This is a genomic window from Prevotella sp. ICM33 (genome assembly GCF_000517825.1).
Classification (GTDB): domain Bacteria; phylum Bacteroidota; class Bacteroidia; order Bacteroidales; family Bacteroidaceae; genus Prevotella; species Prevotella melaninogenica.
Genome location: NZ_JACD01000052.1, coordinates 1 through 22,480, shown reverse-complemented (window position 1 = coordinate 22,480; position 22,480 = coordinate 1). Strand labels below are relative to the sequence as shown.

At 41.7% G+C, this 22,480-nt stretch carries 13 protein-coding genes and 1 pseudogene; 6 read left to right on the top strand and 8 right to left on the bottom strand.

The window, feature by feature from the left end; genetic code table 11:
* Window positions 1–181: 181 nt before the first annotated feature.
* From HMPREF1505_RS06000 to HMPREF1505_RS05980, 5 genes are all read right to left on the bottom strand, one after another.
* Window positions 182–3,028, bottom strand: coding sequence for a hypothetical protein (locus HMPREF1505_RS06000; RefSeq protein ID WP_036923720.1), 2,847 nt, complete (start codon window positions 3,026–3,028; stop codon window positions 182–184).
* 31 nt (window positions 3,029–3,059) lie between these two features.
* Window positions 3,060–3,248: a hypothetical protein gene (locus tag HMPREF1505_RS05995; protein WP_036923719.1), complete on the bottom strand. Its 189-nt coding sequence runs from the start codon at window positions 3,246–3,248 to the stop codon at window positions 3,060–3,062.
* A 1,149-nt stretch (window positions 3,249–4,397) separates the two neighbouring features.
* Window positions 4,398–5,042, bottom strand: a complete 645-nt coding sequence (locus tag HMPREF1505_RS05990) for a hypothetical protein (RefSeq protein WP_036923718.1) — start codon at window positions 5,040–5,042, stop codon at window positions 4,398–4,400.
* Window positions 5,032–5,757, bottom strand: a complete 726-nt coding sequence (locus HMPREF1505_RS05985; RefSeq protein WP_004360606.1) for a DUF5932 domain-containing protein — start codon at window positions 5,755–5,757, stop codon at window positions 5,032–5,034. The genes HMPREF1505_RS05990 and HMPREF1505_RS05985 overlap by 11 nt, the downstream gene beginning before the upstream one ends.
* A 26-nt stretch (window positions 5,758–5,783) precedes the next feature.
* On the bottom strand, window positions 5,784–9,323 hold the full coding sequence (locus HMPREF1505_RS05980; protein ID WP_036923717.1) for a DUF5112 domain-containing protein: 3,540 nt from the start codon (window positions 9,321–9,323) through the stop codon (window positions 5,784–5,786).
* 785 nt (window positions 9,324–10,108) lie between these two features.
* Here HMPREF1505_RS05980 and HMPREF1505_RS05975 point away from each other — a divergent pair.
* From HMPREF1505_RS05975 to HMPREF1505_RS05955, 5 genes are all read left to right on the top strand, one after another.
* Window positions 10,109–12,532 carry a TonB-dependent receptor gene (locus HMPREF1505_RS05975; RefSeq protein WP_197017501.1) on the top strand — a complete coding sequence of 808 codons (2,424 nt, stop codon included), beginning with the start codon at window positions 10,109–10,111 and terminating at the stop codon, window positions 12,530–12,532.
* 16 nt (window positions 12,533–12,548) lie between these two features.
* Window positions 12,549–14,006, top strand: a complete 1,458-nt coding sequence (locus tag HMPREF1505_RS05970; protein ID WP_036923715.1) for a hypothetical protein — start codon at window positions 12,549–12,551, stop codon at window positions 14,004–14,006.
* 15 nt (window positions 14,007–14,021) lie between these two features.
* Window positions 14,022–15,428 (top strand): hypothetical protein, encoded by a 1,407-nt coding sequence (locus HMPREF1505_RS05965; protein ID WP_036923714.1) that lies wholly within the window; start codon window positions 14,022–14,024, stop codon window positions 15,426–15,428.
* A 132-nt stretch (window positions 15,429–15,560) separates the two neighbouring features.
* Window positions 15,561–16,640: a DUF4876 domain-containing protein gene (locus HMPREF1505_RS05960; RefSeq protein WP_036923713.1), complete on the top strand. Its 1,080-nt coding sequence runs from the start codon at window positions 15,561–15,563 to the stop codon at window positions 16,638–16,640.
* Window positions 16,641–17,479: 839 nt separating this feature from the next.
* A complete protein-coding gene (locus HMPREF1505_RS05955) occupies window positions 17,480–18,076 on the top strand; it encodes a hypothetical protein (RefSeq protein ID WP_036923712.1) in 597 nt (198 codons plus the stop codon).
* A 207-nt stretch (window positions 18,077–18,283) separates the two neighbouring features.
* On the opposite strand, the gene HMPREF1505_RS05950 is transcribed toward HMPREF1505_RS05955, so the two are convergent.
* The 3 genes and pseudogenes from HMPREF1505_RS05950 to HMPREF1505_RS12885 all read right to left on the bottom strand — a co-directional run bounded on the left by HMPREF1505_RS05950 (window position 18,284) and on the right by HMPREF1505_RS12885 (window position 20,665).
* The gene (locus HMPREF1505_RS05950; RefSeq protein WP_231480355.1) at window positions 18,284–19,591 is read right to left on the bottom strand and encodes a hypothetical protein; all 1,308 of its coding nucleotides are present in this window, start codon (window positions 19,589–19,591) and stop codon (window positions 18,284–18,286) included.
* A gap of 14 nt (window positions 19,592–19,605) precedes the next feature.
* Window positions 19,606–19,728 (bottom strand): annotated as a pseudogene (locus tag HMPREF1505_RS13490) (metallophosphoesterase); the annotation flags it as partial.
* A gap of 379 nt (window positions 19,729–20,107) precedes the next feature.
* Window positions 20,108–20,665 carry a leucine-rich repeat domain-containing protein gene (locus HMPREF1505_RS12885; RefSeq protein ID WP_255326825.1) on the bottom strand — a complete coding sequence of 186 codons (558 nt, stop codon included), beginning with the start codon at window positions 20,663–20,665 and terminating at the stop codon, window positions 20,108–20,110.
* Between the two features lie 846 nt (window positions 20,666–21,511).
* Between HMPREF1505_RS12885 and HMPREF1505_RS05940 the strand changes: the two genes are divergently transcribed.
* Complete coding sequence (locus HMPREF1505_RS05940) at window positions 21,512–22,477, top strand: CfxA family broad-spectrum class A beta-lactamase (protein ID WP_004339683.1); 966 nt, start codon at window positions 21,512–21,514, stop codon at window positions 22,475–22,477.
* The last annotated feature ends 3 nt before the right edge of the window (window positions 22,478–22,480 follow it).

The following is a 22,480-nucleotide window of genomic DNA, read 5'->3' as shown; positions in this document are numbered from 1 at the left end:
ATCAGCCCTTTTTTTTTAATTCAAAATTCATAGTTCAAAATCCATAATTATGAAATATACCAGTTTCCCTGTACAACAAAAAAAGGCTGCATCAAAATAGGATTGCTCCTAATTTGATACAGCCTACACAAGTAAACTATAGTAAATACAGCGTTACGCTGCTTGCTATGTAGCCTTCGCTTTATTTCTCAGCAGCTGGGCGAACTGCGAAGCCGAACGCACGGATGTTGCGGTAAAGGGGGTGAACTAAGTTGACATCGAAGCCCATAACATTACCGTTGTGGTTGTCGTTAGGGGTAGCTGTCCAGTAATCACCAAACTTACTATAATAGCTCAAAGTACTTCCGTTTCTTGCTTCTCTAAATCCTGCAGCAGGGAAGAAGATGGTTTCAGTCTTGCTACTATTGGTCCAGAAATTATGACCAAAGTTGTTATTATATGTCTGTGCATTATCTGTACCATCCACATTTATTCTTCCACCATTCAAACCATTCTCTGTAAAGCCTGTGAATGCATCATTAGCAGGTACACTGAAGCCAACAGGAGATGGGTCGTAAATAGTCTTAACAACAGTCTGGCTGTTTGCTTGGTTTTCGGCATACGCTGAAGTATTATTCATTGACCACAAGTTATAGAATGTATAGTACTTTGCAAATCCTGTTGCAGCATCCAGAACGTTGCCTTTATATCCCGCTGTGAAATAGTTTTGTGGGTTCTGGAGGATAGTTTGCATATACATTTCACTTCCAGCATTCCAGTTGATGGTGTTGACAGCAAGTGTAGCAGTTGTACCAGGGAAAGCATCCTTGCGACCCCACTGATACAATGTTGTATAACCAGTTCTTGTGGTAGTAGCTGGTTTCTGTGTAATGGTAATTACTGCAGACTGCTTATCACCGTTATTACCCAGTGTCTGCTCAACCTTTACCTTTACAGTACGTGGAGTAGAATAAGATGTACCCTTCCATGCAGTAGGTTTCCAACCCAATGCCTCATTGGTGAAGTCGTACTTGTTTCCTTGCTTATTGGTAACTGTAATCTTGTCGAGTGCATTCTTTGGTGCAAACCACAAATGCCAAGACCAAAGGGTTTGTTGATGAGTTTCAGTAACGGTGACCCATACTTTTTTACGTCCTTGTTGTCGTTGTTCTTGCCTTTGTGTCTGCCAACTTCTTCTAACAGCTACAACAGCGTTACCACTCTTGATGTTTTCTTTTGTCACCTCAAACTTTATATAGAGATTTCCGTCTGCAGCACGGTAGAGACCGTTGTTAGAAGCTAACTTAACAAGATCTTTTTCGTCAGACCATATAGTCCAAGCCAAATCAATACCTCTATTGGCTCCATTGTTAGTCTTTTCTATCCAAGGGTCGGTAATTGCATTACCATCTTGGTCAACAAAATTTTTAAGCGTATTATTAGCATTGCTTCCCTTTTGATATGCACTGCTATTGGTCTGACCATTCTTAATAGCATTACCATATACTAATGGTATCATATAATGTCCTGGTGCAGAGATAAGATAGCTGTTAGCTGTGTTCTGTACGGCTGCAGCACCAGTAGTATTTGAGAGGTTATAAGGTGCAGTGGCTGTACCCAATGGCGCAGCATTCTGAAGAGTCTTATTACGCTCTGCTACGAGGTCTACAATGTCAGTACCCAAGGTTGCTGTACCCTGTTCATCTACTGTACCACCATTGCTTTGCTCCTTGCTAAGGCTCTTCAACCATGATGGCTTGGTAGTTGTCCATGAAGTACCGTTGTCAACGCTGTAGCCAACAACCTTCCAAGCAACAGGCTGCTTAGTACCATTTACCTCGCGGTAGCTCTCAATCTTATAATTAGCCTGTGTACCATTGTAGGCAACAGCATTAGGACTTGTCGCTGTGATAGTATAAGTCCATGAAGAGTTCTTCTCGCTCAACTTATAAGTACGTGTTGTACCCGCCTTCCAAGAGCCTTTAAGAGGTACGGTAATTTTACTACCATCAGTAAAGAGAACCTCAGCAGTAACCTTGTTATCAAGGTCCTGTGGAATCATATAGAAGGTGTAGTTGTCACGCAACTGTGTAAGGTCAGTTACATTTGAATTAACATACTGGCTTCTGTTTCTAACAATGCTGTTAGGGTTTTCGTTTGTATTATAATTCACGTTGCTAAGAGTCACATTTCCACGTGTATTGTATCCGCTATGATCCCATGCAGCACCAGCTCCGTTGAGATTATTAGAGAGTGTGTACTTACTCTTAATCAATACGTTCTTGAGTGTGATGTCCTTGATTGTCTTATTGAACGAAAGGTTCTGTCCCACAGCAAAACGAATAGCTGTCAAAGCATGACGGAACTGAAGATTAGTTATTGGTGCTTGGAAACGTGTAGCATACTGTACGTTACCAGAGCAAGCAGTCATAAGGTCTACCTGCTTTCTCACGTCAGTATTTACAGTAAATTCAATACTTGGCGCAGCTGTTCCGTTTGGTTTAGTAAACTTAATACCATTGCTGCCGTTTGTGCTTTCTGGGTAGACAGCATAGAAACGGCCGTGAGGCTGAAGCCAAGACCAAGATCTTGTATTATAGAGTATACCATTATTCCTTGTTTTCTCCTCGTTAAACCACTCTTTGTCAATAGCATTTGCTGCAGTACCACGAACACCAGTGGATGAGAAGTCGGTAAGCTTTTCTAATGTAGTTATATTCGCACGTGTACCCGGTTCGAGCTTTACAGGGTTAACACCCTCTACGGTTGTCTCAATCAAACATACGTCAAGATTCTCTGAACTCTGTACGGCTAACTTCTGACCGCCAAGGTCTTTGTCAGTCAAACCAGGAGTAATTGCACCACGAGTTAATGCACCACGCGTCTGAGCATCTTCCTGTGAATCGCTTACGTCAAAGCGAACAACAGCTTCCGTGTCACCATTGTTGGTCTTCTCAGCCAAATCATCATCTGCACAAGATACTGCAGAGAATGCCATGCTACCTACAAACAAGGCCGAGAGTGCATGATAGAAAAATGTCTTCTTCATTATTCTTTATTCTTATCTTTTCTATATTTAATTATCCAACTAACTCGTCATCATCATCGCCATGATCTGGTACAAGAGGCTCTACGGTGACAGAACCATTATTATCTCCTCCAGGGCGTACTGTAGGGCTCGCAGCTAAAATAAAGCTTTCCTCCAAAATGTTACATACCGAAATAGTCGGCCTAAGATAATTTAGTTTTCTTGTTTCTATTGTTTTCATTTTCAATATAATTCACTTGACCCGCAATGATGTGGGTTATAAAAAAATAAGACAGAAAGGAGTGGTTATGTGTTTATAATCTTATCCCTAACACGACAAGAATCAACACTTTGTTACTCTGGGCTATTCAATCTTTTCACCTTCTAATTCTATAATTATTGCAAAATTATAAATAATATCCCAATTAACAATCTTTTCACTCATTTATTTAATATTTTTTGAGAAGATATGGGTAATAGAGGGTGTTAATAAACAGTTATCCAGCCTAATTTGTAGGTGAAAGTACTTCTATTCTATGGAGTTATAAAACTCCCTAACAAGAGCAAAACCGTTATACATCTTACAAGAATAGTTTTGTTTTGATTTGCTGTCACTTTTAACATTTCATGTAACCCCATTGTAAGCTAATTAGTTAAGCTTCGACTTTAAATGACAGTAATGACAGCAAAAATAATTTGAGGTGAATTTGCTTTTTTATCGGCATACATGGAAAAGCGTGTCCTGAGCATATAATGATTACGGATATACCCAGAAAATCGGTTCTTCCGTTAACCCCCAATCGCTCATTTTACCTTTGAACTTTGAGGTTTGAACATTGAACTTTATGATATGGGTAGTTGACGAGTTGACCAGTTAATTGTAGCGATAATTTGTAGTTGACGAGTTGACAGGTTGACGAGTTGACAAGTTTATGAGTTGACAAGCTAATTCGTTCATCAGCCCAAATCTTAGAAGAACAAACTTCATATCCCCTTTCCCTCTACCTCATCTGCCATCGTATAATCCGATGAATTATCCTTTACCACACAGTCTTCATTGTAAAGAAAATTCTAATCTCGAGTTTTAAAAGGGCGTAAATAGCACTCGAATTAACACCCTTTTGGCTTGCAAAAGGTGCCCTTTATGCCTCTTACTAACGCCTTTTTGAAGTCCTATTAAGCACCTTTTGGAAACCACCTTTGCAACCACTTGATAACAAAACACTTACGGAGGTAACAAATTTACTTGTTTTTAGCTCAATTCCCAGCCCCCTCCTTATCTATTTTGTAAATATATTTCTAATCCTACTACTTGATTTAAATCTCACACAGAGCTACTCTAAGTATGGGTGAGAGGCTGTTTACAAACCTATATTGATATACGTTGAGACTATAGGATAAACACATATATGATTGACATATACAATTGTATGCCGATAAGATAGGTGGGAACCAGTCTTGAGCCGACCTCTAAACCGCCTACAAGAATCTTGTGCATCTTTGCAACACTGTCTATCGTACCACTTGCCACACCGTAGGTTAGTGACATGATGATGATAATCAGTGATAATGAGGGGATGAAACTGGAGGAGAAGGAACTGGGGAATAGCTGTCCTGTCACGCTCAGGAGAATTGCGTGGGGGATAGCTGTGAGAAGAATCATGATAATCACATAGGCGATAAACTCGACTAATGCCACGCGAAGACCAGCCTTCTCACGGTAATGGAATCTGTAACGATTGTTAGATGAGTTTGTTAGGCTGCTTCTCACGTTTGATAGCATCGCACGTAATGCAGTATAAAGGCGACTGCGAATGCACGCACCTGCTGCCATCACTGCCATAATAAAGTAGATAAGCAGTGGTGAAAGTTGGTTGCTGACAAAGGAGCCAAAGAACCAACGGATGCCCTCACTGCTCAGCACAGATCGCATCGGGAGCTCGGGGAAAGCTGCCGTAAGAAGCCATGAGAGCAGTATCAGTGCTAACTGGGCTATGAGAAGCACTAAGACTATATAACCTAACTTATTCCTCATCAGCGTGGAGGTTGTCGATATCGATAATACGTAGTTCTAATGCACGTACAACAAGACGCGTTGCGTTGACACTCATACCATTGTTACCATCAGGGAAGAACTTCTGTACGAGTTCGTTCTGTCGTTTCTCCAAGCTCTTTACACCGAATGGCATACCACGTAGGTTGGTAATCTGCTCCTTGGTATAACCGAGTGCAAGGTGGCGAAGGAAGCGCTCATCATACTCGTCAATCTCGTAGCTAACCATTGCTTCTTGGTGCATCAGCTGACCGCTCACGCTCATCTTGAATCTGCCTACAATCTTTTCGAGGATAGGCTGATTGAATACCATTCGCTTGCCCGACATGACACTTGCCACGTCGCCACGTGTCAATAGTTCGCCACTCTTAAGGCAGATACCATCAGCACCAGCATCGAGGACGTCGACCCATAGTTTTTCATTCAATATCTCACCCGTAAAGATAAGCACCTTTACGTGTGGATAAGTCTGTTTTGTTTGGCGGCAGATTTCTACTCCCACCGTTGTTGAACCACCCAATCCAAGGTCGAGAAGCACGAGGTCGGGCAGGTTTTGCTTAATGAGTTTCCAGTAGGCAACTTCGCTTTCTGCTGTTCCAATAATCTCGGCTTCAGGTATTTCGTTTCGGAAGATACCCTCCGTTCCTTTTAACTCTAAGGGTACGTCTTCAACGATGATGACTCTAAAATTCTCCATAGGTATATTTTGTTTTGTTATGTTTCTTAATTTGCTTTTGCCAAAACCACATCTATTCTCACGCCATTTGGTGTCGCATTCGCTGAGATACCACAGCCACGCTTATTGGTAGATTCACCATTGTCGCGGGCTATCTGTCGGCAGATAAAGAACATCAAACGGTCGGCAGAAGGCTGGAAAAGGTCGTGACAAACGTCATCAGAGAGTGTCAGTGTCGACATGATGACATGTAGGGTGACGTAACCAGGCTGATGCTCTTCGGCTGTGACCGTCAGTGGTTGGTTGTTATTGATAAGATATAGTATATCAAATAAATAAGCAAGGAAGACAGGGTCGCCACTGATGAGTGGTGACTCGAAGGTTGTTGTCAGCTTCGATGGACTCACCAATGTCGTGATATCCACTGGGCGCGACACGAGTTTCACGGATTCTACTTGGCTCATTGCCTGCTGACTAAGAATCTGATAGAGTTCTTTATAGTAGATTGCCAACTCGTCAATCGCCTCAAGTTGACCATCAGGTTCGTCTACAAGCTGGCGAATACGTGAAGGATAGTACATCGTTTCATGCTTGAGTGTTGAGAGACAGTTATCAAGAATGCTGTTACTAATGTGCAAACGCTCGTTCTCATATTCCACACAACGCACCTCATCTTCGAGCATTTCTATGTCTGATTGGCTCTTTTGATTCTCCTCAACAGAGGCAATTAGTGCCTCCTTAATCTGGTTGACGATAGCAAGTAATCGTTCTGGGAATCTGTCGCTCACCCCTTTCTCAACCTCTCTAAGCTTGTTTTCTTCGCTCACATCACTGAGAAGAATCGTGTTTATCTGCTTCACACGCTCCAAACAGAACTGATAAGAGAGACGATGACGATAATACATCACGTAATAAACAGGGAAGATTGAGAGCAGGAAAAGCACAAGAAGGGCAACAGCCACATTCTTATTCGTCTCCGACTTCATCATCATGCGACAGTATTCGCCCAATGAGTTGTCGGCATAACGCTCCTTAAAGAGGTGGGTATAAACAGAGTTATTGTATTTATAAACCTCCCATTCGTGCAGTGCCAATGCTGCCACAGCACTCTCATTACGTATGTCGAGGATGATACCATAGTTCATCGGCAGACTATCATGATACCACTTAATCTCCGCAGGAACGATAGAAAGGCTTCCAAGTTGCTTCATCAAGTCCTTGCCTTTAGGGCGAAGTTGGAGGTAATGGAGGTTCAGATAGTAACGACATGTGTCTGCATAAGCCAATGTCTTACTATAGGAACCATTGATATTTGAGAAGTAAGCCGAGTCTGCATAGATGCCAGCAAGGGTGTTATAGTCCTTCTTTGCAAGGGCAGTAGCCTTGTCGCTGGCTCTTGTAGGACGTGCCTGAGCCGTCAGGAGGGAGGCTGTAGCGAGGACGAAAGCCAACAAGACACGACTGATACCCTTTGGCAAGCGGAAGAAGAAACGACTTCCCTTGTCCTTCTCGCTCTCTACACCCATCTCACAAACAGAGAATATCTGACTAATCTTCTTGTATTTATTGATGATACCATTACAATTCATCAATCCAAAACCATGCGAAGCACTGTCTTTCTGGTCATGGATTGGCTTGTGATCGAAGATGTGTTGTTGTTCTTCTTCAGTGAGTCCGCAGCCCGTATCGGCAACAGATATCTCAACATAGTCAGGCTCTTCAATAGATGAAATGGTCACCTTTCCGCCTTTTTCAGTAAATTTACGAGCATTATCAGCCAATGTATTCACCATGAAAAGCGTCAGAACGCGGTCGGCTTTGACAACAGCTTTCGTGTCTTCTACACGTAGGTCGATACCCTTCATATGGAAGCCCATGCGTCCTTTCTTCACAATATCAAATACCTGTTGTATAGGGAAACTCTCAATATGCAGCGACAGTTTACCTTGTCTAAGCTGAATCCACTCTGTGAGAACAGCGTTTAGTTCGTTAATCTTATCGGTCAACTCACGGATATAAGTATAACGTTCTGCCTGCACAGCATCACTTTCGCCACCCTTCTTGAGCTTCTCAATCTCATGTAACATACGGTCGATGAGTGGGATAACACCATTGACAAGCGAAATCTTAGCCCGTTGTTCAAGGTGTTTACGCTTATTATCCGTAAGATGTAACTTATTGATAACAAGTTGTTCAGACACCTCTTCATACTTATCAGCCAGTTCTGCCATGTGCTTTTCATTGTTATGACGCCACTGTTCAAGCGGAAGAAGGAGGTCGTCTAACGAACCCTGTGTATCTTTTCTTCGACGAAGATAATGGAAGAGGACCAGTGAAGCCAACACGAAGAAGATAGAGAGTGCCACAGCAATGATAATAAGATTCAGCTGTTTTGAGGTACGCTCTAATTGTTCAGCACGTGATGTAAGGTATCTGTCTTGTCGAGTTTCGTCCTGTAGATCAAGGTAGATGTTACGGTTATAATCACTTTGTTGCTTATTATTTATAGCCGAATACGTAACACTCAACTGTTCGCGGATAGACGCAACGAGGTCGGGTGCCTGCTTGATAGCTGGGTTATCGTGCAAAGCCTTGTTCAGACAGATGATAGCCGAGCGGTAATCCTTTATCTTCCAATAGCATGAAGCCAAGGTACGATAGCAACCTGCCGTCTGATAAACATCTCCATAACGTTGGAAGATATGCAGTGATCGCTGTGCTAAGTTACCTGCAAGGAGTTGCTCAGGCATATTATCAAGGTTGATATATTGGAACGAAGGTAGGTTATCATGCATCAGTGTTGCTCGACTCTTATCGTTCAGAATCAACTCACTGATCGCCTGCAAGGAGTTTGCCTCCCAATAAGGGAAGTTGTGCTGGCGTGCAAGCATATAACAACGTATGAGATACTCAAACTCTTTCTGCTCTATGGCTTTCTGCGAATTGGTATTGATAATACCACCCGACCCGATGTTATAGTAATAAGCCAAGAGCTGAGCCATGTCGGTTTGTATCTCTCCATCGGGATTAATCTGGCTGATTGCCTTGATAGAAGGCTGCTCCAAACCTACGTAATAGTAGTATGTCGAAGTGACAATGGCAAACTCTGAGCGCGCATAAACCATGCGACGACGTTGCCGAGGAGAGAGTAGTTTCTCATCTTCTTCAATACGATGAATTCGTTTTTGTGCTTTTTCATAGTAGTCATAGAACTCCTTATTGAGCGACTCTCGTTGACATAGACGCATAAACTGAATGTCAGCCACCAAGAGTTCCACTTGGTTATCAGTGATTTTGAGGACAGAATCGAGTTTAGCATAGGCTTCTGTAAAGCGCATCTTCATCAAGTCAACGAAAGCAAGATTGTTTAATGCCTCCGCCTTTCCTGCGTCATAGCTTCCTGCCAGACCGTAGGCTTTATCCGCATAGATTCTCACGGAGTCGAGATTACGATAGTGCAAGGCATATGCCTTGTCATTTAACTCGTCAACTTCTTGTACGTGTGGAACATTACAGGCAGCAAGCATCAGAAGGAGTAGACAAGCTACCCACCCCGTAATTATGCTGTATGTCTTTGTTCTTTTCATCTGTTTTATGTAGACTTAACTACGACTCCTCTATAAATCAAAGGCAAATATACAAAACTTTTTTTAATAATTCCATAATTCAGAATTCAGAATTCATAATTATGATTACTACTATAATTCAGAATTCATAATTATGATTACCGATATAGTACAAGGGTTAAAGCACAAATCAAAAAGTTCAATGTTCAATGTTCAAAGTTCAAAGGAAAATGAGTTCAAAGGATAAAAAGGATTCGCGAGATTAGAGAAATTCGTAGTTATCTTTTGAATTTATTTTACATTATAGTTAAAGAAATAGTAGGGAAAAGGATTAAAAACGAGTAATTTTAGTGCCTCTATAAGTCTTTTGTAATCAAGTAGTTGCAAAGGCGAGTTTCAAAAGGTGCTTAATTGGACTTCAAAAGGGCGTTAGTAAGGGGCTTAAAGGGCACCTTTTACAAGTCAAAAGGGCGTTAATTCGAAGGCTAAAGAGCATGTATAAAAAACGAGGCGTGACTTTATTCTTACAAAATGGATTGTTAGGACGAAAGAGGAGGCTATGTTTCACCTACCAAGAAATGGGGATTATGCAAATTCACTAAAAGTAAGTATTGTGCGATGTATATTTTTTTTCTACTTTTGCAGCCGTAAATCGTAAAAAATGAAAATACAAGGCTGACTTCATTTGCAGACACCTGCAACTTGATCTGAAGCCTGAGTAAACCCTTATAGATTCGTTTCCTCCGCTGTGAAGGTTGGGGGGAATTGTGTCTATTAATTAAAAACCATTTGTAATCTAAGTATATATGAACAAATTAAAAATGAACTATGAAAGGCGTGTCAGATACTACCTGTCCGCCACTCTCTTAAGTTCTTTGTTCTTATTCCCACCCACCTACGTCCATGCTACGTCTGTACATGGACAGGAGACAGTGGAGGATGAGGATAAAGATGTCAAAACATCTGTAACCGTTCGGGTTGTTTCCGAACTGTCACAAGAGCCGCTCATCGGTGCTGTCGTACGCTGCGAAGGTGTTTCAAATCCCTCGGTGACAGACATCGACGGTAGGTGTACGATTAAACTCAAGCGTGCTGCCGACCGCTTGAAACTGACGGTTACCTACGTAGGTTATAAGACCGTGACACGTGTTGTTAACGTTCCCGACAACCACATGATAACCTTACAGTTGAAGGATGATTCCAAGCAATTAGATAATGTCACCGTCACCGCACAGAAACGGCACACGACCGTCTTGCAACAGTCGTCGGCTATCAGTCAGGAAGCATTGGAAAAAGGTGGTGCTACATCGTTGGCAAAACTCCTTGAGACCATCCCTGGCGTTAGTTCTATCAGTACGGGAAATACGATAGCAAAGCCTGTTATTCAAGGTATGCACAGTAGTCGTATCCTCTTGATGAACAATGGAGTACGATTAGAGAGCCAGAGTTGGGGTGCCGACCACGCACCAGAGCTTGACTATACAGGTTCGAGCATGGTTGAAGTGGTGAAAGGTGCTGAGTGTATTCGCTATGGCTTCGGTGCAATGGGTGGTGTAGTACTCTTGAATGATGCCCCTCTACCCTACGAAAACAAGAAGATTAAATTGAATGGAAACGTCAACATGGGTTACGATACCAATGCGCGTGGCTTCAGTGGATCGGGTACTATCGAGACGGGTTATAAGCAGTTTGGTCTGCGCCTTCACGGAATGTACACCAAAGGAGGCGACTATCATACAGCCGACTACGTACTGAACAACACAGGATATAACACCATCAGTTTCTCAGCCTTAGCCGGTTGGCAAGGAAAGAAGCTCACGGCAACGCTCTTCTCAAGTATCTACTATCAGCGAAGCGGAATCTATTACGCCAGTAAGATATCCGACTTGTCACAGTTGATCAAGCGATTTGAATACGGACGCCCTGATCCAGAGACCGTTAAACCCTTCTCTTACGAAATCAAACCGCCGTTCCAGCAGTCGCAACACGTGACGTTGAAAGGTGAACTGAAATGGGAACTTAATCCTAACCATCACCTCAATTTCACGCTATCTTTCCAAGAGAATCTCCGTCAAGAGTTCGAAAACCGAAAGAAGACACAATGGAGTTGGATTCCAGTGCAGGACCTGATGCTGAAAACCTATAAGTTCGATGTACTTTGGCAAGCGAAATGGAAACTATGGAAGATGACAACTGATGCTGGTCTTTCTAATACCTACCAAACGAACTTCAACTATCCGGGTACGAAGCAGCCAGCTTTTGTTCCTAACTTTGCAGCCCTGTCGATGGGTGGATATTTCCTTCATAAGGCAGAGTTTGGCAAGTTGCAGTGCGCGCTCGGTATGCGTTACGACTTCCGTGTGTTGTCGGTCAATGGCTATAGCAGCCTCAGCAACTACACCTACTACGACGACTTCAAACTCTATAGTAACTTCACGATGAGTCTTGCCACCCACTATCAGTTCAGTGACAAGTGGGATGCACGTGCGAATATCGGTTGGTCATGGCGTCCACCAGATATCAACGAGCTCTATGCCATTGGCTTGCAAGACGGTTCCTATTGGGTAGTAGGCAACAAGAATCTTGCCAGCGAGCGTGGTTATAAACTCGTGTTAGGTACGAAGTATAGGAACACATGGTTCTCTGTAGAGCCAAGTGTCTTCTTCCAGCGTATCAATAGCTATATCTACGACCACATCGGAACAGGTAAGGACCGCTTCCACAACCATCCAAGTGGTAAGTATCCGAAGTTTATCTACGACCAAGACGATGTGAAACTCTATGGTGGTGATATCGAAGCAACCGTGAAGCCGCTGCAAGGACTGACCTTTGTCGGAAAGGGAGAATGGATGTTTGCACGCAACCTGACCCATAACGACTGGCTACCTTTCATGCCATCAGACCGTTACGGACTATCAGCTACCTACGACCTACCGCTGACGAAGAATCATAAGTATCGTTCGTCGCTGTCGCTCTCAGGTATCTACGTGACCAAGCAGACCCGCTTTGATCCCGATAAAGACCTTGTTCCCGACTCGCCACCAGCCTATTTCCTACTGAATGGTACGGCTGAGTTCCGCATCGCGTTACCACAGAATAGAGAGTTGAAGTTTATGATTGTCGGTGATAACATCCTCAACGCACTCTATAAGGAGTACACCGACCGCTTCAGATACTACGCCCATGAGCGCGGATCAAACTTCTCTTTACGTACATTGTTTAAGTTCTAATTAGCTGAAAAAGAATATGAAACTATATAAAGACATACGCCTCATACTTGCCACGGCAGCAGTGGGACTTCTCTTCGGAAGTTGCTCTAACGACCAAGTTGACGATTTCTTCAAGAAGATTATACAAGCTCCTCCTTCCTCTATTGAGCGAGATGTGAAGGGACATGAGCAGATTTATGCGGTTCATGCCATCTTGAGAATGGGCTATAAGGGGGGGATGATTGGTGTTGGACCAGACGGAAACGACTCTATTCAAGCCTATAACACTTATCATCTTGTCAGTGGTGCGACCTCTATCCCAGTCATGCAGGAGATTGATATTGCCAAAGATGACGACGGACAGATGACGATTACGACAGAGCGCGACTGCTTTGATGTGATTGCTTCGGACGATATCTACTATGGATTGGAGCTGAAGTACTACGATCAAAACGGTATGCTCATCAACCATCAGTTCTCAGGTTATCCCTTCATGAAGGACAAGGACGGTTATAACGTTCCTGATGAAGACAACGCAACACTCCTTGTTCACCAGCACTTCTTCGGTATTGGTAACGCATCTTTGAACAAAGCAGTGGCAGATAGTAGCTCTGCAGGGCGTGGACAGGAGGTGCGTGGATTGCAAATGGCATACCCACGTTCGTTGGCTTCACTACCTACTTATTATGACCGATACACCTTCAAGGAGAAAGGTGGAGCAATGGAAGCTGCCACAAAGTTCTCAACTTCTAACATCTATGTCCCTGATGGCTACACATTGGGACAGAATTTGGTGCCGTTCGATAGTGAGTTGGCATGGAAGTCGATTGAGGTATCGGGAAAGCCAGAGGCTTTGCAGCCTTATAACTTCGGTGGAAAGACCTATCATCTCTACAAAACTATTGATCCAATGGAGCTAAATAAGATTACGCCAGAGGTCTTTACCTACGAGTATCGTGACACGGATCCAGTGGAAGAAGAACTCGGAAAACTTTTTACAGAAGCTTATAACGATGACTTCACCGACCCAGACACAGAGGCACCACGCCAGCGTTATGGTCATACTGTGGGTTTACTGCATCAGAAACGCAGCTTAGACGTCGGCTCAGACATGGACCGATTGGGCTTTAAGGGCATCATGCAGTTCCACAAATCAGACATTGCTTTCCAACTACAGGTGCGCATCTGTCACATTCTTAACAAAGGACAGCAGCACGTGGGAGAGTCGGAAAAGCCTGCAAAGTATTGCAATACGAACAATAGCGAACATAGCTTCCTATGGGATTTCAACCAGTTACAACCGGGTTGGGATAGCTTTGATATCGACTATCCGCTGTCTGTTCGTGTGATAGCCAATACCAAGGACGGTGAAGACAAGTGTTTTGAGGATGTGAAGCGATTCTATCCTGCTGCCAACAAGGCACAGCTCTGGCGTATGCTGACACAGCCACAAGACTTCTTCACACAGTACAGACATAACGTAGTATTGATGTAAAAACGAATTGGGAAGATGAATAAGATATTCAAGAACATTCTTTTATTATCATGTGTTGCCGCTGTTTTCACTTCATGTGACAACTTTGTGTTTGGCAATGTACATGTTGATTATAACGAAAATCCCTTAGAAAGTAAGGGATTAGCACGTAGCGGTGCAGACCGTTATGTAGATAGTCTGTCGAAAGTTAAGGTCTCTGAGCAGATGAATAACCCCGACCCAGACGGAGCTTTCAATGGTTGGGCTACCTGCTTGGCTATGTTTAAGGAGGGACACTCCCACGGTGACGGTATGATGCACGGTAACTTCGTTTATCATAACGCCCCTTGGAAGCAGGAGGAGTTCGTTATCATTCGCAACAATACAGCAAAATGGCCTACGGTTGAGGTACAGCGCCAGAGTACGGTGACGTATCTTGAACAGAGCGATGGTAAGACTGGACCCGATTACATCCGTATCATCGGTGGAAAACTGAAGCGTTGGGGACTCTGCCTCTACTTCTTCGATAAGGAGGGAAAGCTGATGAACGATGATATTCTCGACCACTCTGATGAATATCAGATATTCTTCACGGTGAGTGAGGTCGACGATAAGGGTAATCCTTACGAGGTGATGGACTGCCGTGGTACGTGGAAACCAAAGAAGAACAAGTTTGGTGACTGGAAGAAGGGCGGTACAGTCGACACGACACCGGTGCCTTCTCCACTCTTTGCGAATAAAACAACGTGGAAGGAACGTGCCGAACTGACTCCGAAGATATTTGAATATACCTATCGTGACACGTGGATTCATAACGCAATGGCTGACGGAGCACGTGAGTTGTTCAACCAACGTCTACTCCCTCCGTTGACCCGTGAGGATGCTGATTGGGCGGTTGCTCCCTACGACCAAGACCGTGTAGGACTGAAGGGACACTTCAATTTCGATATTGATGCCGATGAAAACGATGCGCTTCATCAAGAGTGGCCATTAGAGATTACACGCCGTTTGGACCCAGCAACAGGCGAGGCTGGCCGTTATACACGTCCGTCTTACCTCTTACCAAAGTTCTATCTGTCTGTAAGAGTGATGAAATGTCCGAAAGGAAAGAAGGCATTGATACCGAAGGACGAGTATCTTAATCGCCATTCAACCTATGTCTTCCGCAGTCCGTTCATCTGTTCTGAGGCTTACAACCCTGACGAGCCAAAGGAGTATGGGGCAGATTCAGAATGGAAGGAGCTTTTCCGCTTTAATATCCCTATCAAAGTGTTCTGCAGTAGCTTTGATACTGACCCAACAACTATCGACCCGAACGACCCTCTCTACTTCTATTTAGGACATGAGATAGGCCTGTCACCATTAGATGCATTGGAGGCTTCGCAGAATGTACAGACCCACGGCATTGGTGGCGGCTCTGGTTTCGGCAACTGGTTCCTGTAACATGGACAGCGGGAGTGGGTGGTCTCGACGATAAGGAAGTAACACGACGTCTGTAACTCACAATCTTTTCCCTTCGTGACAACCGTCCCTCCCACTGCTCATAATTATATAAACATATAAAGAAGAAAACAAATGATGAAAAAGAAGATAACTGCGTACCTGCTTCTTAGCCTTATGCTTTTGGGGCTGAACAGCTGTACGCGTAATGAAATGCCTGTGAAGCAATCCACTTCTAAGACAAAGTTAGACCACTTGATTATCAAGGAAGTGTTCTATGTTGGGCATTATTGGTATCGTGATGTACGTGCGTGGGGAATGAAGAATATGAACCAGATGTACAATGACGATCAGTATATCACCATCTTTAACCCTACGGACGAGGTGAAATATCTTGACGGATTAGCCTTGTGTGTCAATGCTATCGATCCAAGCAAAGCCATTCAGTTCGCACCAAAAGACGATTTCGTCAATCGATATTATGGTGCATCGGGTATCTCTTATTTCCCCGGTAAGGGCAATGACTACCCTGTGAAGCCGGGTCAGACTATCATTGTTGCAAAATATGCCATCGACCACAAAGCTAAATTTGAGGCTGAATTAGAAGGCGAGGACCTGAGTATGTATGGCGGTCTAAATGCCTTCTTAGATTTGAGCAAAGCCGACTTTGAATGGACAAACATCAACTACGACCCCGGACAGAAGAACAATCCGAACGTACCTGATATGTGTGCTATCCTCACATCTACCGACGTCAGCGGTAATATCGGACCTTCTTATGACTTCTCTCGTGTGTCTGAAAGCAACGGTATAGCCTTGATAAAACTCCCTTGGACACCAGAGGAATTCAAGAAGAACTATGCCGAAACAAAGGATAGCAAAGGTTATCTGCATTACATCACCGTCACCAGTAGTGCTCACGGCGATTTCTATGCCATAGAAGTACCCTTAGAGTGCGTCATCGACTGCATCACCATCTGTCCACGTCGTATGTTCCAAATGCGTCCAAGCAAGTTAGACAGGGGCTACAATGCCGTTACCGACAACTCATTCTCTGGCCTTAAACAAAGCGACTACCCTATCTCTTCAGGCCTTGCGCTGGTAAGAAAGTGGGATGGTAAGAAATACGTGGATGACAACAACACAACCGCAGACTTTGAAGTAAAAGTCGCCTCACTATCAAGACGAGATGAGAAGGGCAACGCAATAAAGTAAAGATTAAGAAACGGTTGCAAGGTATTAGAAGCGACCCAAGGTAAAAGGATGAAAGGATAATAAGGCTGTGTCAAAGTAAGAGCAATCTATTTTGATGCAGCCTTTCACATTGAGTATAAGAAGCAAGGTCAATATTTAAACCACAAAGTTTAATGTTCAAAATCCAAAGTCCGCTTCTTTGTAAAGATTATTCAAATACACGATACGATAAGGGCGTTAATTGGCTTTCAATTAACGCCCTTTTGGCTTGCAAAAGATGCCCTTTAAGACTCTTACTAACGCCCTTTTGAAGTCCAATTAAGCACCTTTTACTTTACTATTTTATAACAGTCTGATTAACTGTTAGTTACAAATCCGCCTTTTACACGTGCTTTCATCCTTTATTTTAAACCTTTTGTTCGAAAATTTGTAATGAATTTTGACATTGAATAACTTTGATTTTTGAGGTTTGAACATTAATTTTTGGCATTAATCATAATTGTGTTCATCTTCTCACAGAAGTTGTGGAAGTATGGCAGCTATAGATCTTTTTCTATGAGTATATGTGCGATGTGTACTGTAAGAATTTAGAGAGGCGGAATATTATCGACTAACGTAGGTGCCTTTAGTGTATAAAGGAGTATCACTTTCAGCATTCTTTCTCAGAACTTCAAGAAAACTAATAATTAAGAATAATTAATGCACAAAAAAATGTTGTATAAGGTGGAAAAACTATCTTTACGCTTAATTTATTCACAGATTGATAAAGGCAGGAAAGTTATATATAGAGATTGAGGCAGCTCCAAAGCCAACTATTACTCCAATGTCAAATCAGTTTAGGTTTAAAATATAACAGTAGTATGAAAAGATTAGCATTATATTTCGTAGGTCTGGTTTGCATATTTTGTAATTGTACAGCGCAGACGGTATCATCGTCGGCAAAAGATAATTCACAACAAAATCAGAATAAGCAACTGCAACAAAACGTCAAAGGGCAGAAGTCTACACCAACTTACAGCATTATATCTGTAGAAAACACTTATAAACTTCGATGGACAGGTAAGGCTTTTACTGGTCTACAGAAAGATAAAGCAAATACATGGCTTATCAAAGCAGTGGTGAAGGGGTTGGATGCTAAGTGGCTTAAGCATCCTTTTTCGATTACAACAAAAGATGTATGGCTGCTTAAAGACAGTCTACAGAAAGATGTAGTAGCAATCGTTGCCTTGGAGTCTGCAGAGGTGAGATGGAGTTTTCCTACCATCAACAAGGAGTATTTCATGATAGAAGAATGCGAGGCTCCCTTGTATGCTGTTCCATATTTTATAAACGGCAGAGTCTACATTATTTGTCTTACACCTTCATTTCAAATCAAAGGAGATGAGATGTACCCCACTATTGATAGAAAAGAGCTGCAAGAAAAGGTATTGATGCCACTGATGCAGTCTTTCAAATAGCATATTTGTAGTGCATGTTAAAGGTAAAGGCTGTCATTACATCAAAAACTTGCAGAAGTCATCTGCCCTACAAAATATTTCTGTAACCTTGTCCTCAGTAATCATAGCAATCTTTATTTGTAACTATTTGTATATTAGCTTCTTAAATTTAAAACTGATTTTGCTAATCACCAAATTAACAGAGACTTATAACTCGTTAGACTCACGTTAGTTAGGACCTCTGCCAAAGGTCTGCCCATTTAAAGATATCTGCCCACTCAAAACCATTTTTTTAACGTCCCGTCCAGTTATCTGGCGTACAAGGACATCACTAATACATTCATATGGAGTATAAAAGCCTTTGACCAAAACCTTACGACCATTTCGTAGAAAATAGCAGACATCTTCATCCCAGCCTATGGCGCCTTTCTTCTCTTTATAGAACTGAGACGAAAACTCGTAATGTCTTCCATCTACTCCTTTCACTCTAAAATGATCGCCAGTGCCTTGTACCTGTAATCCGCTACGTAAGCAGAATGCATGCAATTGTGGATAAGTGAAGAAGAGATTGTAAGCCCCAGAACCCTCTTCCTTTTCCGATAAGGTTACAAGCATATAAGGTTTCATTCCTGTATCGATAAATATACTGCCTGTATAGTCATCCCGAACTCCTAACAATTTACGAAGTGAATCACGTTTTTCCTCAGATGGGAGATCTAACAACGGCTTAACGAGTCTCAGTTGGTTCTCAGCCCATGCCTGATATACCTCTTTATTAACACCATTACCATAGCTGTCCATTACCTGATGAAACTCCATCACATCATTGTAAAACTGCTGACATAACTCCTGTCGATTAACGCCAAAACAGAATCGACGCTCAATATAGCAACCCTTCTTCTTACCAGATTTATCAATGACTATATTATCCGAAGGCGCTACACTCCCACCATGATTTAGGTCATAACACGGTCCTTGCATATACATGCGTAGATAATATTGAACCTCCTCAGTCAGTCTCTCATCACCAAGGAACTGGTCGAAAGCATCTATCAGATGCTTTGCACGCCAGATATCATCAACCGTTCTCAGCTCTAACCTGGCTGGTTTTAGAGAGAAATCTAACTCGGGAAAGTGGGCCCAGAGACGTCGCGTGTGTGCATCGAATTTCTTCATAGGTCCGTGTTCAAACTCTTTTGCCCGACGCAGGATAACTACTTTCTCAAAGTCATCTTCGATTCCATGCCGGTTTTTCATCATCGGAAACGGATCACTGCTGATATAACTTGCCACATGAAAGGTATCTTTAGGATAGTCTGACAACGTGAATGTCCAAATTCTTATATCCTTTGACAAGCCACGATTTGTTTCATACTTATCAGAAAGTACAATACGCTGCCCTGGATAATTTTTCTCAAGATAAGCCATGACTTCCCCAGAAGAATTAAAGCTGGGGAAGCAGCTATCCAACATAAATAGCACTAAACCCACCAACACATACAAGGGAATTCTGTGTAAAACCGTCTTTGTTTTCATAATCAAATTTAATGTTATTCAATATCTGCCACTACATATTCTGATCTTGTCTTGATACGGAATTTACCTCCCCAGATACCGATACCAGAAGAAACATAATATTGCGTATTACCTTTCTTTAATGGTCCGAAAGCATCTTAATAAATGAAAAGAATCAAGGCAAATACTATTATCATTGCTACATTCATATTCCTACCTTTATACTTTAACTTAACCATTATCTATACTCTAATCTAAACCATAATCGTACTTTACTTAAACTCCTCTTATACTTTAACTCACGTTATATTACTCTCCCTTTCTTTTGCAAATATAACTCTTTGCATTGATATTTGCAAGAAAGTAAATGAAAAAGCAGCAAATGATTGCTCACTTGCTGCTGTATAGTAATAAGGTTTTCTGTATAAGCCATCGAAGTTTTCCTTGTAAGTTTCTGTTCTTATTCTTATTTCTTTGTCAGACGAACATACAACAAGTAAAAATATATGGTGTGGCTTAGGAAAACCGATGTGACTATTATTTAATGATTATCTTTTTACCATTGACAATATAAACACCTTTAGGCAAAGCATTAATTTCGTCAGTGCTTGCTTTACTTAGCCGTTTTGTTCCATCTATTGTATAGACATCAGCAAGTCCTGCTTTATTATAAACAGTGTTTGTAATGCCAGTAGTACTACCCTCTATTAATAAAAAATCTTTCCATTGGTCTGCTTGTTTATAGGCGTCAAGACTATTCTTAGGAACAATAAGTTTACATTTAGATTTGTTAATGAGGTAAAAAGCATCTGAATCGCAGATTGGTGGTACGACTGCCTCACTTGAGATCTGTGTAATATTGGTACAGTTAGAGAATGCTTCTTGTCCGATACTCTGTAATCCACTTCCAAAGGTAAAATTCTTTAGACTACGACAACCTGAGAAAGCACTGCCGCCAATTTCTGTAACACTATTTGGAAAGGTTACAGAGGTTAATGCGCTACAATCTTCGAAAGCACCCTTTCCAATTGTCGTAACACTATTTGGAAAGGTTACAGAGGTTAGTGCGCTACAATCTGCGTATTTACAACCGATTATTACTCAATATTTTATAGATAATAAGTCAGAAATATGGTTGTTATTTTTAATTGCACATTCTAAAAGGTGAAGATTTAACGCTTTTATTGATTATTAACTCAAAAAGGACATCAACTTGGGTCGTTTCTTCTCTTTTCCTTGCTATTCGTTTCCGATATTCCACTTTTGTTTTGGTCTATCTCATATGTACTGCAAAGGTATTGATTTTTGTTTGATATTGCTCCTTGCTTGCTCCTTGTCGTAGATTAATTTTCACACAGGAATTTTTGTTCTCTTTCTATAGGGGCTTGAAACAATCCATTTATTGGAAACAATTAAAGACGGAGCTGGTTTGCCCCAGTGCTTTTTAAGAAACAGGGCAATTATTTTATCTCCACAAAGGCTCTTGTTCCCAATTATGAGGAAAGCCTAATAAACGAGTTCTTACTGATGGGTATTTCGATAAAAGCTGCTTGAAATCTGCAACAAAAGTGTTGCCCATAGAAATGGAGTTAAGCCAATACACCACATAGCAGAGTTGCGGATAAAGTGTTTGTTCACGGAACGAGAAATCCGTAATCCATGTGTTTGGCATACGCATAGGCATCATTGGCTTGACAGGAAAGACCCGATTTGACAGTCTTGAATGATGGGCGCAGCAATTACGAAGTACGGGTCTGGGTACGGATTAAAAGGCTAAGTGATTATTTCCAGTCATTTAGCCTTTTTAATTATCTAATTTTTCCCCACATTTTCCCCACAGCTGTCTATTTATATATTTTAGAAACATATTTTTCCGTAAAGTTATGTACCTTTGTCGGCAAATAAAGATATTCTCGTCAAACAAATATAAATAATATAAACATGGAAAAAAACAGAAAAAAACAAATCGTAGTTTTGAGTATAGCTTTAGTTTGCATTTTCATCTTGGTATTTTCATTGTTCCATAAATCAGCGACAAAAGATAGCGCAAATCCTCCTTTAACAAATGTTTTGACTGATAGCATTTCTCAAATTGTCTCAGCTTGTCCTGGCGAAATTGGTGTGGCGGTTATTGTTAATAACAGAGATACGGTTAAGGTCAATAATAAGAGTGTTTATCCTATGATGAGTGTGTTTAAGGTTCATCAGGCATTAGCTCTTTGTAATGACTTTGACAATAAAGGAATTTCACTTGATACCTTAGTAAATATAAATAGGGATAAACTTGACCCAAAGACTTGGAGTCCTATGCTGAAAGATTATTCAGGGCCAGTCATATCATTGACAGTGAGAGATTTGCTGCGTTATACTCTTACTCAGAGTGACAACAATGCAAGCAACCTTATGTTTAAGGATATGGTTAATGTCGCTCAAACAGATAGTTTTATAGCCACACTCATTCCTCGTTCAAGTTTTCAGATAGCTTATACGGAAGAGGAAATGTCGGCTGACCATAACAAGGCTTACTCTAACTATACATCTCCTCTTGGTGCTGCAATGTTGATGAATCGTTTGTTTACTGAAGGTCTTATCGATGATGAGAAACAAAGTTTCATTAAGAATACGTTAAAAGAATGCAAAACAGGTGTAGATAGGATAGCAGCTCCACTTCTTGATAAAGAAGGGGTTGTTATAGCGCATAAGACAGGTTCAGGTTATGTTAATGAAAATGGTGTTCTTGCAGCTCACAATGATGTTGCCTATATATGTCTGCCTAATAATATCAGTTATACCTTAGCGGTATTTGTTAAGGATTTCAAGGGAAATGAATCACAAGCGTCACAATATGTTGCGCATATATCAGCTGTAGTATATTCTTTATTAATGCAAACTTCAGTAAAATCTTAAACT